Source organism: Streptomyces sp. NPDC097129 (genome assembly GCF_055668065.1).
In genome coordinates, this window is the sequence record NZ_JBVOQE010000001.1 from 861,968 (window position 1) to 876,373 (window position 14,406).

A 14,406-nucleotide genomic window follows, 5' to 3' on the forward strand; every position below is an offset into this window, starting at 1 on the left:
CCCGAACGCCGGTTCCGGCGCCGTTCACCCGTACCGGTGAACTTGAACTCCCCGTCGCTCACAGCCGCTTGACCCCCTTGATGCGTCCCGCGCGGGCCACCCGGGCCCGCGCCGCCTTCACCCGCAGCCCGCCGCGCTGCCCGCCGATCTTCAGTCCGGTGCCGCCCGCGACCCAGCCGGAGGAGATGTCGGCGGCCTTCGCGGCCGAGCCGGTCTCGGCGAGCGGGTCGTTGTCCGTGCGGCGGGCCAGCGCCATGATCCCGGGGACCACGAACGGCGCCAGCAGCAGGTCGTACAGGGCTGCCGTGAACAGCAGGCTCGGCAGGCCCACGTGGCGGGCGGCGGTGTCGCCGACGAGGGCGCCCACCCCGGCGTACAGCAGGGTCGAGCCGATCGCGGCCGCGACCACCGTGACCATCGGGCCGGTCGCCGACTTCAGCCGGCCGTTGTCCGGCTTCATCAGCCCGGCGGCGTAGCCGGTCACGCACAGCACCAGGGCGTAGCGGCCGGCCGCGTGGTCGGCGGGCGGGGCGAGGTCGGCGAGCAGGCCGGCGCCGAAGCCGATGAGGGCGCCGCCGACATGGCCGTAGACCAGGGCGAGACCCAGGACGGTCAGCAGCAGCAGGTCGGGGACGGCGCCCGGCAGATGCAGGCGGGCGAGGACGCTCACCTGGACGACCAGGGCGACGACGATCAGCGCCGTGGAGAGCAGGATCCGGTTGACGCGCATGGAATGTCAGCTCCTACTGCAGCTCTTGCTGGCCGTCTTGGGTCTGCCCGCCGCCCGTTGGTGGTCCGGTCCGGACGTCGGTGGCCGGCTGCTCGCTCGACTGCGGCTGCCCGGACTGCTGCCCCTGCTGCCCGGCGCCCGGCGCGGTCGCGCCCGGGGTGACCGTGACGGTGACCGTCGGCGTGGGGGCCGGCTTCGGCTTGGCCGGCAGCACGGTGTCGCGCGGGTCCTTCTTCGGCGCCTCGACGACCACGCCGACGATGTCGAGCTTGGTGAAGCCGACGAACGGCGTGACGTACAGCGTCCGGGTCAGCCCGCCGCCGGAGGGGTCGACGCGGGAGACCACGCCGACCGGCACGCCCGGCACGAACGGCTTGTCGGCCTGCGAGCCGAAGGTGACCAGCCGGTCGCCCTTCTTCACCTCGGCCTTGCCGTTGAGCAGCTCCACGCGCAGCGGCCGGTCGCCCTGGCCGGAGGCGAAGCCCAGCTCGTCGCTGCCCTCCATCCGGGTGCCGACGGTGAAGTCGGGGTCGTTGGCGAGCAGCACGGTGGAGGTGTTCGGGCCGACGGTGGTGACCCGGCCGACCAGTCCCTCGCCGTTGAGGACGGTCATGTCGCGCCGGATGCCGTCGTTGGCGCCGACGTCGATGGTGATGGTCCAGGAGAAGCCCTGCGCCGCCCCTATGGCGATGACCTCGGCGCCCTTGATGCCGTACTGGCCGGCGCCGGCGACCTTCAGCATCTTGTCGAGCTGCGCCAGCCGGCTGCGGTTGCGGTCGTCGCTGCCCAGCTTGGCCTTGAGGGCCGCGTTCTCCTTCTCCAGCGCGGCGAGCCGGTCGTGCCGCCCTCCGGAGTCGCGGACCGCCTCGACCGCGTTGCCGACCGGGTTCACCGCCGACGCCACGCCGTTCTCGATCGGACCGAAGGCCGCGGCCGCGGCCTGCCGGGCACCGTCGACCGGGGAGTCCTCACCGCCGCGGATGTCCACCGTGATCAGCGCGAACGCGATGGCGATCAGCAGCACCAGGAGAAGCCGGCTCTCTCGTGTGTCCCTCACGTGCGGCGGCCGTGCCCTTCCTCATTGGAATGTGTGCAGGGGTCGGAAGCGGGTGTTCAGCTGTGCGGAGGCGTATGGCGGAGCTTATGCCTCGATATCAACGATCCGCCGCACGAGAGGAGATCATCTCGTACGGCGGAATCGAAGCGTTACGTCATCGGCGCGGCGCGGCGTCCAGGACCTGCTGGAGCGCCTCGAACTCCTCGACGCACTTGCCGGAGCCCAGCGCCACGCTGTCCAGCGGGTCCTCGGCGATGTGGATCGGCATGCCGGTCTCCCGGCGCAGCCGCTCGTCCAGGCCGCGCAGCAGGGCGCCGCCACCGGTCAGGACGATGCCGCGGTCCATGATGTCGCCGCTCAGCTCCGGCGGGCACTTGTCCAGGGTCGTCTTGACCGCGTCGACGATCGCGTTGACCGGCTCCTCGATCGCCTTGCGCACTTCGGCGGCGGAGATGACGACGGTCTTGGGCAGCCCGGAGACGAGGTCCCGGCCGCGGATTTCGGTGTGCTCGTCGGTGTCGAGGTCGTACGCCGAACCGATCGTGATCTTGATCTGTTCGGCCGTCCGCTCACCCAGCAGAAGGCTGTACTCCTTCTTCACGTGCTGGATGATCGCGTTGTCCAGCTCGTCGCCCGCGACGCGGATGGACTGCGCGGTGACGATGCCGCCGAGCGAGATGACCGCGACCTCCGTGGTGCCGCCGCCGATGTCCACCACCATGTTGCCCGTGGCCTCGTGGACCGGCAGGCCGGAGCCGATGGCCGCGGCCATGGGCTCCTCGATGATGTGCACCTGGCGGGCGCCGGCCTGGGTCGACGCCTCGATGACCGCGCGGCGCTCGACGCCGGTGATGCCCGAGGGCACACAGACGACGACCCGCGGCCGAGCCAGATACCGCCGCTTGTGGATCTTCAGGATGAAGTAGCGGAGCATCCGCTCGGTGATCTCGAAGTCGGCGATCACGCCGTCCTTGAGCGGACGGACGGCAACGATGTTGCCGGGCGTGCGCCCGATCATCTTCTTCGCTTCGGCGCCGACCGCGAGGATGCCACCGGTGTTGGTGTTGATCGCGACGACGGACGGCTCGTTGAGTACGATCCCACGACCCCTGACGTACACCAGCGTGTTGGCGGTCCCGAGGTCGACAGCCATGTCACGGCCGATGAACGACATTGAGTTCCCCATGAGGATTCGTCTGGCCTTCCCACGAGCTTGTGAGGGCTTTTCAGGTAGGCGAGGTGGGTGCTGTGACGTGAAGGCTTCCATCGTAAACGCGCCTGCACGAACACGGCGTGAGGGTCTTCGCCATTGTCATCAGAAGCGGCGGCGCCCCGCTTGGTGAGACGTGCCATCGGGGGCATCCGTTCCCCCGATCGGCACGGCATATGCCAAAGGACGGCCGAAATCGTCCGGCCGTCCCAGGTCAGCTACGGGGAGTGAGCTGACGGTGTGTCAGAAAAATCCCCGGAACATCCTCGCGGACCTCCTCGCGTGCGTCTCAGGCACGGCCCGGGAAGAAGATCTTCACCTCGCGCTCGGCGGACTCCTCCGAGTCGGACGCGTGAATCAGGTTCTCCCGGACGATCACCCCGAAGTCACCCCGGACGGAGCCCGGCGCGGCCGCGATCGGGTCGGTCGGACCCGCCAGCTGGCGCACGCCCTCGATCACCCGCTCACCCTCGACGATCATCGCCACGACCGGACCGGACGACATGAACTGGACCAGCGGCTCGTAGAACGGCTTGCCCTTGTGCTCGCCGTAGTGCTGCTCCAGCGTGTCGGTGTCCAGGGTGCGCAGCTCCAGCGCGGTGATCTGCCAGCCGGCCTTGCGCTCGATACGGCTGATGATCTCGCCGGTCAAGCCACGACGGACGGCGTCGGGCTTGAGGAGGACGAGGGTGCGCTGGGTCACGGGGGGACTCCTTCTTCCTGCCAGGTGTGCGGTGGGACGAGATTACAGGGCGTGTCGTGGCGCCCGTCACGCAGCGTCAGGTGTGGAGGAGCCGCCCTGCGCGCCCTGCGCCGCGAATCTCGCCTTCGCCTCGTCGACCTTGCGCCCGAAGTGCACCGACGCCCACCACAGCGCCGCGAACACCGCGCCCATGAAGAACATCAGCGGCACCACGAAACCGGCCGCGACCAGCGCGATCTGCAGCGCCCACCCGAGGGCGACGCCGCCGGGCCGGGTCACCATGCCGCACAGCAGCACGCACAGCAGCATCGCGATGCCGCACACCGTCCACACCGTGCCCGTGGTGAGGTCCGGGTCCTTCATCGCGACCAGACCGGCGAACCCGATGATGAAGAACTCACCGATCAGCGTCGAGGAACACAGCGTCCGCATGGCTCACGCACTCTTCCCGAGAAGCAGCCGGGCCTCGCCGACCGTGATGACGGAACCGGTCACGAGCACGCCGCCGCCCGCGAACTCGCCCTCCTCCTCCGCGAGCGTGATCGCGGCCTCCAGCGCGTCCGGCAGCCGCGGCTCGACCTGCACCCGCTCCTCGCCGAACACCTCCACCGCGATGCCCGCCAGCTCGTCGGCGTCCATCGCCCGGTGGCTGGAGTTCTGCGTGACCACGACCTCCGCGAAGACCGGCTCGAACGCCTCCAGCAGCCCCCGCACGTTCTTGTCGGCGCTCGCGCCGACGACCCCGATCAGCCGGCTGAACTGGAACGCCTCCCCGACCGCCTCCGCCGTCACCCGCGCGCCCGCCGGGTTGTGCGCGGCGTCCAGCACCACGGTCGGCGAGCGGCGTACGACCTCCAGGCGGCCCGGCGAGGCCACGGCCGCGAACGCCTTGCGCACCGTGTCCACGTCCAGCGGCTCCCGGCGCTGAGCGCCCACGCCGAAGAACGCCTCCACGGCGGCCAGCGCCACCGCGGCGTTGTGCGCCTGGTGCGCGCCGTGCAGCGGGATGTAGAGGTCGGTGTACTCGCCGCCCAGGCCGCGCAGCGTCATCAGCTGCCCGCCGACGGCGACCTGCCGGGCGACGACCCCGAACTCCAGGCCCTCACGGGCCACGGTCGCGTCCGCCTCCACGGCCTTCTTCAGCAGCACCTGCGCCGCGTCCACCGGCTGCTGCGCCAGGATCACGGTCGCGCCCTGCTTGATGATCCCGGACTTCTCGCCCGCGATCTCGCCCGGCGTCTCGCCGAGCCGGTCGGTGTGGTCCAGGTCGATCGGGGTGACGACGGCGACGTCACCGTCGATCACGTTCGTCGCGTCCCAGGAGCCGCCCATGCCGACCTCGACGACCGCCACGTCCACGGGCGCGTCGGCGAAGGCGGCGTACGCCATGCCGGTGAGCACCTCGAAGAACGACAGCCGGTACTCCTGCTGTCCGTCGACCATCTCGACGTACGGCTTGATGTCCTGGTACGTCTCGACGAACCGCTCGGCGGAGATCGGCGCGCCGTCCAGGCTGATCCGCTCGGTGACCGACTGCACGTGCGGGCTCGTGTAGCGGCCGGTGCGCAGCTCGAAGGCGCCGAGCAGGGCCTCGATCATGCGGGCGGTGGAGGTCTTGCCGTTGGTGCCCGTGATGTGGATCGAGGGGTACGAGCGCTGGGGTTCGCCCAGGACGTCCATCAGGGCGGAGATCCGGGCGACCGAGGGCTCCAGCTTGGTCTCGCCCCAGCGGGTGGCCAGCTCGGCCTCGACCTCGCGCAGCGCCTTGTCGACCTCGGGATCCTCCGGGCGGGCCGGGATGTCGGCCTCCGGCGGGCCTCCCTGGGTGCGCAGGGTGCGGCTGCCGGCCTCGATCACGGCGAGATCCGGGTCGCGGGTCGTTTCGGCCTCGATGATCTCGTCGAAGTCGTCGAGGGGGTCGGGCTGGTCGTTGCCGGGGATTTCGCTCACGGGGTCAGTTTACGGAGCGGTGGTGACAAAGCGTGCGGGGGCTTGAGCGCCTCTTGGGTGGGGTGGCGCGTGTCGTCGTGCGGGTGCGAGTGCGCTGTGGTCCCCGCGCCCCTTCCAGGTCGCTCAAGGCCCCCGGCACTCGACAGCACCGGGGGCCTTGACCTGCGTAAGAACAGCTACGCCTGCGGCAGCCTCTCCAGCTGCGCGGCGATGCGGGTGATGTCCTCCTCCGCCTTGGCCAGGCGGGTGCGGATCTTGTCCACCACGTTGTCCGGGGCCTTGGCCAGGAAGGCTTCGTTGCCGAGCTTGGCGGTGGCCTGGGCCTTCTCCTTCTCCGCGGCGGCGAGGTCCTTCGCCAGGCGCTTGCGCTCAGCCGCCACGTCGATCGTGCCGGAGAGGTCGAGGGCGACCTCGGCGCCCGCGACCGGCAGGGTGGCCGTGGCCGCGAAGGAGTCGCCCTCCGGCTGCAGACGCAGCAGCTGGCGGATGGCGGGCTCGTGCGGCGCGAGGGCCGTACCGTCCAGGGTCAGGCGGGCCGGGACGCGCTGGCCGGGCTGGAGGCCCTGGTCGGCGCGGAAGCGGCGGACCTCGGTGATGACCTGCTGGAGGGTCTCGATCTCCCGCTCGGCGCCGGCGTCGCGGAAGCCGCTGTCGGTCGGCCAGTCGGCGATGACGACGGACTCGCCGCCGGTCAGCGTCGTCCACAGGGTCTCCGTGACGAACGGGACCACCGGGTGCAGCAGCTTCAGGGTGACGTCGAGGACCTCGCCCAGGACGCGCTTGCTGACCTCGGCCGCCTCGCCGCCGGCCTGGAACGTCGTCTTGGACAGCTCGACGTACCAGTCGAAGACCTCGTCCCACGCGAAGTGGAAGAGGGTGTCGGACAGCTTGGCGAACTGGTAGTCGTCGTAGTAGGCGTCCACCTCGGCGACGACCGAGTTCAGGCGGGAGAGGATCCAGCGGTCGGTCGGGGACATCCTCGACGCGTCCGGCAGCGGCCCGTCCACCGTCGCGCCGTTCATCAGCGCGAAGCGGGTGGCATTCCAGATCTTGTTGGCGAAGTTGCGCGAGCCCTGGACCCAGTCCTCGCCGATCGGGACGTCGACGCCCGGGTTGGCGCCGCGCGCGAGGGTGAAGCGCAGGGCGTCGGAGCCGTACTTGTCCATCCAGTCCAGTGGGTTGACCGCGTTGCCGAAGGACTTCGACATCTTCTTGCCGAACTGGTCGCGGACCATGCCGTGCAGGGCGATGGTGTGGAACGGCGGGGTGCCGTCCATGGCGTACAGGCCGAACATCATCATCCGGGCGACCCAGAAGAAGAGGATGTCGTAGCCGGTGACCAGGACGGAGTTCGGGTAGAACTTCGCGAGCGACTCGGTCTGCTCCGGCCAGCCGAGCGTGGAGAACGGCCACAGGCCGGAGGAGAACCAGGTGTCGAGGACGTCGGTCTCCTGGTGCCAGCCCTCGCCGGACGGCGGCTGCTCGTCGGGGCCGACGCAGACGACCTCGCCGTCGGGGCCGTACCAGACCGGGATGCGGTGGCCCCACCACAGCTGGCGCGAGATGCACCAGTCGTGGAGGTTGTCGACCCAGTCGAAGTACCGCTTCTCCATCTCCTGCGGGTGGATGGCGACCTTGCCCTCGCGGACCGCGTCACCGGCGGCCTTGGCGAGCGGGCCGACCTTGACCCACCACTGCATGGACAGGCGCGGCTCGATGGTGGTCTTGCAGCGCGAGCAGTGGCCGACGGAGTGGACGTAGGGGCGCTTCTCGGCGACGATCCGGCCCTCGGCGCGCAGCGCGGCGACGATGGCGGAGCGGGCCTCCAGGCGGTCCTGGCCCTGGAAGGGGCCGTGGGCGGTGATCACGGCGTGCTCGTCCATGATCGCGATCGCCGGGAGGCCGTGGCGCTGGCCGATCTCGAAGTCGTTCGGGTCGTGCGCCGGGGTGACCTTGACGGCGCCGGTGCCGAACTCCGGGTCGACGTGCTCGTCGGCGACGACCGGGATGGAGCGGTCGGTGAGCGGCAGCTTGACCAGCGTGCCGACCAGGTGCCGGTAGCGCTCGTCGTCGGGGTGGACGGCGACGGCGGTGTCACCGAGCATCGTCTCGGCGCGGGTGGTGGCGACGACGAGGGAGTTCTCGCCCTCGCCGTAGCGGATGGAGACCAGCTCGCCGTCGTCGTCCTGGTACTCGACCTCGATGTCGGAGATCGCGGTCAGGCAGCGCGGGCACCAGTTGATGATGCGCTCGGCGCGGTAGATCAGCTCGTCGTCGTAGAGCTTCTTGAAGATCGTCTGGACGGCCTGGGAGAGGCCCTCGTCCATGGTGAAGCGCTCACGGGACCAGGCGACGCCGTCGCCGAGGCGGCGCATCTGGCCGCTGATCTGGCCGCCGGACTCGCCCTTCCACTGCCAGACGCGCTCGACGAAGGCCTCCCGGCCGAGGTCGTGGCGGGACTTGCCCTCCTTGGCGAGTTCGCGCTCGACGACGTTCTGCGTGGCGATGCCGGCGTGGTCCATGCCGGGCTGCCACAGCGTCTCGTAGCCCTGCATGCGCTTGCGGCGGGTGAGGGCGTCGATGAGCGTGTGCTCGAAGGCGTGGCCCAGGTGCAGGCTGCCGGTGACGTTCGGCGGCGGGATGACGATCGTGTACGGCGGCTTGTCGCTCGCCGCGTCCGCCTCGAAGTAACCGCGCTCCACCCAGCGCTCGTACAGCGGGCCCTCTACATCGGCCGGCGCGTACTGGGTCGGCAGTTCGGTGGTGGGCGCTGGTGGCTGCTGCTGAGCGTTGTCGGTCACGGCGCTCAGTTTAGAGGCGTCACCGGCCTGTCCCGAAACGCGATTCTTCTGTAACGGTCCGTACCCCGGTGCCCTGCGGGGAAGGGGCCTCGGCCAGGATGTCGGAAACGCATGAGCATCCGGAGGGGAACCCCGTCATGAGCTACAACCAGCCGGGCCCGTACGGCGGGCAGCCGCAGCAGCCCGGGCCGTACGGTCAGCCGGGTCCCTACGGCCAGCAGCCGCAGGCTCCGCAGCCCGGCTACGGCTACCCCCAGCAGCCGCCGGCACCGCAGCCGGGCTACGGCTACCCGCAGCAGCCGCCGGCACCCCAGCCGGGCTACGGCCACCCGCAGCCGGGGGTGCCGCCCCAGCCGGCGCCGTACGGCCAGCCCAACCCCTACGGCCAGCAGGCGCCTTACGGCCAGCAGCCGTACGGCACCGTGCCGCAGCCTCCGGCGGCCGGCGGCGGCAAGAAGAAGACGGGCCTGATCATCGGCGCGGTCGCGGTCGTCGCGGCACTCGCGGTCGGCGGCTACTTCGTCCTCGGGGGCGGCGGGGGCGGCGGCCTGGCGGACGACGGCCCGCACAAGCTGGTCACACCGGCGACGGTGCTCGGCGACTACAAGCGCATCGGGGAGAACCAGCAGCCCGAGGACGCCTCGTCCAGCGACGCCAAAGACCTGGCCAAGAGCGGTGTCACCGACGCGAAAGCCGTCCACGCGCTGTTCTCGACGATCGACATCTCCAACCCCGACACCCTGAAGGACCCGACCGCCATCGCCACGTCCAAGGCGGTGACGTTCGTCGGCCTCTACGGCAAGGTGAAGGACCCGGAGAACGCGATCGACACCGGCTTCGCCGGCATGAAGAACGACCCCGACAGCAAGGTCACGTTCGTCGGTGCCACCCAGTCCGTGACACCCGACGGGCTCGACGGCGCCGTCATGAAGTGCCAGCAGGCCCAGGGCAAGAACGAGGCCACCGGCGCCACCGACACCCAGTACATCTGCATGTGGGCCGACTACAGCACGATCGGCATGGCCGTGCCCGCCGCCGGCGGCAAGGGCGTCGACCTCGCCACCTCGGCCCAGGTGGCCGCCGACCTGCGCAAGGACGTCCGGGTGAAGGCCTGACGGCTCACCGCGCGCAACGCCGAAGGGGCCCCGGTCGGTTGACCGGGGCCCCTTCGGCTGGTGCCTACGCCGACTTCTGTTCGCCCGGGCCGCGGCCGCGGGCGTCCCTGGGGATGAGGGTCGGGTTGACGTTGGAGTGGACGACGTCGGCGGTGATGACGACACGGGCCACGTCCTTGCGGGACGGGACCTCGTACATCACCGACATCAGGACCTCCTCCATGATGGCGCGCAGGCCGCGCGCGCCGGTCTGGCGGAGGATGGCCTGGTCGGCGATGGCCTCCAGGGCCTCGCGCTCGAATTCCAGTTCCACACCGTCGAGTTCGAAGAGCCGCTCGTACTGCTTGACCAGCGCGTTGCGCGGCTCGACGAGGATCTTCAGGAGCGCTTCGCGGTCGAGGTTGTGGACGCTGGTGATCACCGGCAGACGGCCGATGAACTCCGGGATCATGCCGAACTTGACCAGGTCCTCCGGCATGACGTCCTCGAACTGGTCCTTGGACTCCAGCTCCCGCTTGGAGCGGATCGTCGCGCCGAAGCCGATGCCCTTGGCGCCGGCCCGGGACTCGATGATCTTCTCCAGGCCCGAGAAGGCGCCGCCCACGATGAACAGGACGTTCGTCGTGTCGATCTGGATGAACTCCTGGTGCGGGTGCTTGCGGCCGCCCTGCGGCGGGACCGAGGCCGTGGTGCCTTCGAGGATCTTGAGCAGGGCCTGCTGCACGCCCTCGCCGCTCACGTCACGCGTGATCGACGGGTTTTCACTCTTCCTCGCGACCTTGTCGATCTCGTCGATGTAGATGATCCCGGTCTCGGCCTTCTTGACGTCGTAGTCGGCCGCCTGGATCAGCTTGAGCAGGATGTTCTCGACGTCCTCGCCGACATACCCGGCCTCCGTCAGCGCGGTCGCGTCGGCGATCGCGAACGGGACGTTCAGCATGCGGGCCAGGGTCTGCGCGAGCAGCGTCTTGCCGGAGCCCGTGGGGCCCAGCAGCAGGATGTTGGACTTGGCCAGCTCGATGGCGTCCTCGCGGCTGCTGCCGCCGCCGTTCTCGCCGGCCTGGACCCGCTTGTAGTGGTTGTACACCGCGACGGAGAGCGCCTTCTTCGCCGGCTCCTGGCCGACCACGTACCCCTCGAGGAACTCATAGATCTCGCGGGGCTTGGGGAGCTCCTCCCAGCGCACCTCGCTGGTCTCGGCGAGCTCCTCCTCGATGATCTCGTTGCAGAGATCGATGCACTCGTCGCAGATGTACACACCGGGGCCTGCGATGAGCTTCTTGACCTGCTTCTGGCTCTTGCCGCAGAACGAGCACTTGAGCAGATCGCCGCCGTCACCGATGCGTGCCACGGTGTGCTTCCCCTTCGCCTGGGAGTCGCCTGGACGTCAACGTCCAGTGGCTCCTGGTGCTGCCTTATGTCCGACGGTACCTTGCCGGGCCCCCCGTTCGGGCCCCCCTTGGCACGGTTCACTTCCACGGGAACCGTGCGCGCTCCGTGCCAAGGGGCGGCAGACGATACAGGTCCCGTGACCCATGAGGGTCAGCGGACCTCCGCGTTGTTCATCTTCCGGGTGGAGATGATCTGGTCGACCAGGCCGTACTGGAGCGCGTCCTCGGCCGTGAGGATCTTGTCGCGCTCGATGTCCTCGCGGATCTTCTCGATCGGCGTGGTGGAGTGCTTGGCCAGCATCTCCTCCAGCTGCGAACGCATCCGCAGGATCTCGTTCGCGGCGATCTCCAGGTCGGAGACCTGACCGCGGCCGGTCTCGCTGTAGGGCTGGTGGATCAGCACGCGCGCGTTCGGCAGGGCCATGCGCTTGCCCGGCGTACCGGCGGCCAGCAGGACGGCGGCGGCGGAGGCCGCCTGACCCATGCAGACCGTCTGGATGTCGGGCTTCACGAACTGCATCGTGTCGTAGATCGCCGTCAGCGCCGTGAAGGAACCGCCGGGGCTGTTGATGTAGACCGAGATGTCCCGGTCGGGGTCCATCGACTCCAGGCACAGCAGCTGCGCCATGACGTCGTTGGCGGAGGCGTCGTCGATCTGGACGCCCAGGAAGATCACGCGCTCCTCGAAGAGCTTCGCGTACGGGTCGTACTCGCGGATGCCCTGGGAGGTGCGCTCGACGAAGCGCGGGATGACGTAGCGGGACTCGGCCGTGGGGCCGGTGTACTCGGCGCGCGCACCGGCGTGGATGCCGCTGCCGGGGAAGTCGTTCACGGTGTCTCCTGAAAAGGGCTGGGGCGGTGGCTGAGGCGGACGTGGGGGCCGGCGGGCCCTCGGGGGCCACCCGGCGCCGTACGGGCGTTGTACGGGCCTGTGGGGCCCGTTACGCCGCCCCGGTACCGCCGCCGCCCGGCATGCCGGCGGCCGTGGGGATCACGTCGTCGATGAGGCCGTACTCCTTGGCCTCGTAGGCGTCGAACCAGCGGTCACGGTCCGAGTCGCGGGTGATCTGCTCGACCGACTGGCCGGTGTGCAGCGAGGTGAGCTCGGCCATGCGCTTCTTGGTGTGCAGCAGCCGCTCGGCGTGGATCTTGATGTCCGACGCGGAGCCGGCCAGGCCGGCCGAGGGCTGGTGGATCAGGATCTCGGCGTTCGGCAGCGCGAAGCGCTTGCGGGGCGTGCCGGCGCTGAGCAGGAACTGGCCCATCGAGGCCGCGAGGCCCATGGCGATGGTCACCACGTCGTTCTTGATGAACTGCATGGTGTCGTAGATCGCCATGCCGGCCGTGATCGAACCGCCGGGGCTGTTGATGTACAGGTAGATGTCCTTGTCCGGGTCGGCGGCAAGGAGCAGCAGCTGTGCGGTGATCTTGTTCGCGATGTCGTCGTCGACCGGCTGGCCGAGGAAGATGATCCGCTCGTTGAGCAGCCGGTTGTAGACCTGGTCGCCAAGGCCACCACCGATGGAAGGCTCGCCGGCGGCTGAGGGCATCAGATTCGTCACGTATCCACCTGCTCGTCTTACGACGGCGCCGGGCCGTCTCACGTTTCCCTGCGGGGCTTGGAGCCGTTCGGGGACTCCACTGCCCTCGTATTCATGGACCCTAACGCGCGGGTCCCTTCGGGGAATCCCGGGATCGGGGGTGTTCGCCGGGGGCGTAGCGCCGTGGGTGCTTTCGCTCGTCGGCGGCTGCGGGCCGTCCGTGGCTGGTCGCGCGGTTCCCCGCGCCCCCGAGGTAGGCGAACGGGCCCCGGGTCACGAGTGACCCGGGGCCCGTCCTGGGAGCTGCGAAGTACCGTGGGCTCAGCCCTCGGTCTTCTCCTCGGCGGCGTCGGTTGCCTCGGACTCGGTGGCCTCGGCCTCAGTGGCCTCGTCCTCCTCGTCGTCCAGGTCGATGACCTCGCCGTTGGTGTCCTTCACCGTGGCGGCCTCGACGACCAGGGCCAGGGCCTTGCCGCGGGCGACCTCGCCGACCAGGAGCGGAACCTGGCCGCCCTCGACGACGGCCTGGGCGAACTGGTCGGGGGACATGCCGGAGGAGGCGGCACGGCGCATGAGGTGCTCGGTGAGCTCCTCCTGGTTGACGTTGAGCTTCTCGCGCTTGGTGAGCTCGTCGAGCACGAACTGGGTCTTGATGCCCTTGACCGCGGCCTCGCGGGTCTCGGTCTCGAACTCCTCGGCGGTCTTGCCCTGGATCTCCAGGTACTTGTCGAGGGTCAGGCCCATCTGGCCGAGCTGGTGGTGCTCGAGGTTGTGCTTACGGGTGTTGACCTCGTCCTCGAGGAGCTTCTCGGGGACCGGCACCTCGACGAGCTCCAGCAGCTTGTCCAGGACGCGCTCCTGGGCCTGCGTGGCCTGGTCGAACTGCTTCATGTCGGCGAGGCGCTTGCGGCTGTCGGCCTTCAGCTCCTCCAGGGTGTCGAACTCCGAGGCGAGCTGCGCGAAGTCGTCGTCCAGCTCGGGCAGTTCGCGCTTGGCGACCTGGGTGACCTTGACGGTGACCTCGGCCTCCTTGCCGGCCGCGGAGCCGCCCTTCAGCTCGGAGGTGAAGGTGGCCTCCTCGCCCGCGGACAGGCCCTTGACGGCGTCGTCGATGCCCTCGAGCAGCTCGCCGGAGCCGATGGTGTAGGACACGCCGTCGGCGACGCCGTCCTCGAGCACCTCGCCCTCGACCTTGGCCACCAGGTCGACGGTCACGACGTCGCCGTCCTCGGCGGCGCGCTCCACCGGCGTGGTGGACGCGAAGCGCTCACGCAGCTGCTCCACGGACTTCTCGATGTCCTCGTCGGTCACCTCGACGGCGTCGACCTCGACCTCGATGGAGGAGAAGTCCTCGGGGAGCTCCAGGGCGGGACGGATGTCGACCTCCGCGGTGAAGTTCAGCGTCTCGCCGTCCTTCAGCTCGGTGATGTCGACCTCGGGCTGGCCCAGCACGGAGAGCTCGGCCTCGTTGACCGCCTCCGTGTAGAACTTCGGAAGCGCGTCGTTGACGGCCTCCTCGAGCACGGCGCCGCGACCGAACCGCTGGTCGATGACCCGGGCCGGGATCTTGCCCTTACGGAAGCCCTTCACCGTGACCTGCTGGTTGATCTTCTTGTACGCCGCGTCGAGGCTGTCCTTGAGCTCCTCGAAGGGCACCTCGACAGTGAGCCGAACCCGAGTCGGGTTCAGGGTCTCCACGGCGCTCTTCACGGTTCGGTCTCCTTGTGGCTGACTTCTCGGTTTCTGCCGGGGCCAGAACGGCTCCGGCGGATGTTCGCCGCCCGGGAGGACTGGGTGAGAGACACACGGGCGCGCAGCTTGCATAGTAACCGCAGCCGCTGAACGGCCCAAAAGGCGATCACCCGCGTCGTCCCCCGGATGATCGGCAGGTTCCCGGGCGGCCGATCG

12 protein-coding genes are annotated in these 14,406 nt (G+C 69.7%); 1 reads left to right on the forward strand and 11 read right to left on the reverse strand.

Features of this window, described 5'->3' with window-relative positions; all coding sequences use genetic code 11:
- Window positions 1–58: 58 nt before the first annotated feature.
- The 7 genes from mreD to AC0B9F_RS03895 all read right to left on the reverse strand — a co-directional run bounded on the left by mreD (window position 59) and on the right by AC0B9F_RS03895 (window position 8,451).
- Window positions 59–730, reverse strand: coding sequence for a rod shape-determining protein MreD (gene mreD / locus AC0B9F_RS03865; protein ID WP_471998611.1), 672 nt, complete (start codon window positions 728–730; stop codon window positions 59–61).
- A gap of 13 nt (window positions 731–743) precedes the next feature.
- Complete coding sequence (gene mreC / locus AC0B9F_RS03870) at window positions 744–1,787, reverse strand: rod shape-determining protein MreC (protein WP_471998612.1); 1,044 nt, start codon at window positions 1,785–1,787, stop codon at window positions 744–746.
- 154 nt (window positions 1,788–1,941) lie between these two features.
- Window positions 1,942–2,961, reverse strand: a complete 1,020-nt coding sequence (locus tag AC0B9F_RS03875) for a rod shape-determining protein (protein ID WP_103782377.1) — start codon at window positions 2,959–2,961, stop codon at window positions 1,942–1,944.
- Between the two features lie 325 nt (window positions 2,962–3,286).
- Window positions 3,287–3,700 carry a nucleoside-diphosphate kinase gene (gene ndk / locus AC0B9F_RS03880; protein ID WP_471998613.1) on the reverse strand — a complete coding sequence of 138 codons (414 nt, stop codon included), beginning with the start codon at window positions 3,698–3,700 and terminating at the stop codon, window positions 3,287–3,289.
- Between the two features lie 66 nt (window positions 3,701–3,766).
- Entirely contained in the window at window positions 3,767–4,132 is a 366-nt protein-coding gene (locus tag AC0B9F_RS03885; RefSeq protein WP_471998614.1) for a DUF4233 domain-containing protein, read from the reverse strand.
- 3 nt (window positions 4,133–4,135) lie between these two features.
- Window positions 4,136–5,650: a bifunctional tetrahydrofolate synthase/dihydrofolate synthase gene (gene folC, locus AC0B9F_RS03890; protein ID WP_471998615.1), complete on the reverse strand. Its 1,515-nt coding sequence runs from the start codon at window positions 5,648–5,650 to the stop codon at window positions 4,136–4,138.
- A gap of 176 nt (window positions 5,651–5,826) precedes the next feature.
- Complete coding sequence (locus tag AC0B9F_RS03895) at window positions 5,827–8,451, reverse strand: valine--tRNA ligase (protein ID WP_471998616.1); 2,625 nt, start codon at window positions 8,449–8,451, stop codon at window positions 5,827–5,829.
- Between the two features lie 137 nt (window positions 8,452–8,588).
- Between AC0B9F_RS03895 and AC0B9F_RS03900 the strand changes: the two genes are divergently transcribed.
- Window positions 8,589–9,566 (forward strand): hypothetical protein, encoded by a 978-nt coding sequence (locus tag AC0B9F_RS03900; RefSeq protein WP_471998617.1) that lies wholly within the window; start codon window positions 8,589–8,591, stop codon window positions 9,564–9,566.
- A gap of 64 nt (window positions 9,567–9,630) precedes the next feature.
- On the opposite strand, the gene clpX is transcribed toward AC0B9F_RS03900, so the two are convergent.
- The 4 genes from clpX to tig all read right to left on the reverse strand — a co-directional run bounded on the left by clpX (window position 9,631) and on the right by tig (window position 14,208).
- Window positions 9,631–10,917 carry an ATP-dependent Clp protease ATP-binding subunit ClpX gene (gene clpX / locus AC0B9F_RS03905; RefSeq protein WP_471998618.1) on the reverse strand — a complete coding sequence of 429 codons (1,287 nt, stop codon included), beginning with the start codon at window positions 10,915–10,917 and terminating at the stop codon, window positions 9,631–9,633.
- 191 nt (window positions 10,918–11,108) lie between these two features.
- Entirely contained in the window at window positions 11,109–11,789 is a 681-nt protein-coding gene (locus AC0B9F_RS03910) for an ATP-dependent Clp protease proteolytic subunit (protein WP_471998619.1), read from the reverse strand.
- Window positions 11,790–11,898: 109 nt separating this feature from the next.
- On the reverse strand, window positions 11,899–12,507 hold the full coding sequence (locus AC0B9F_RS03915; protein WP_471998998.1) for an ATP-dependent Clp protease proteolytic subunit: 609 nt from the start codon (window positions 12,505–12,507) through the stop codon (window positions 11,899–11,901).
- 312 nt (window positions 12,508–12,819) lie between these two features.
- Window positions 12,820–14,208, reverse strand: a complete 1,389-nt coding sequence (gene tig, locus AC0B9F_RS03920) for a trigger factor (protein WP_471998620.1) — start codon at window positions 14,206–14,208, stop codon at window positions 12,820–12,822.
- Window positions 14,209–14,406: the final 198 nt, after the last annotated feature.

What these genes read in the sequence shown, in the direction of transcription:
- mreD (WP_471998611.1), bottom strand. Translation starts at nt 730, where the DNA reads ATGCGCGTCAACCGGATCCTGCTCTCCACGGCGCTGATCGTCGTCGCC.
- AC0B9F_RS03885 (WP_471998614.1), bottom strand. Translation starts at nt 4,132, where the DNA reads ATGCGGACGCTGTGTTCCTCGACGCTGATCGGTGAGTTCTTCATCATC.
- AC0B9F_RS03875 (WP_103782377.1), bottom strand. Translation starts at nt 2,961, where the DNA reads ATGTCGTTCATCGGCCGTGACATGGCTGTCGACCTCGGGACCGCCAAC.
- AC0B9F_RS03915 (WP_471998998.1), bottom strand. Translation starts at nt 12,507, where the DNA reads ATGCCCTCAGCCGCCGGCGAGCCTTCCATCGGTGGTGGCCTTGGCGAC.
- AC0B9F_RS03900 (WP_471998617.1), top strand. Translation starts at nt 8,589, where the DNA reads ATGAGCTACAACCAGCCGGGCCCGTACGGCGGGCAGCCGCAGCAGCCC.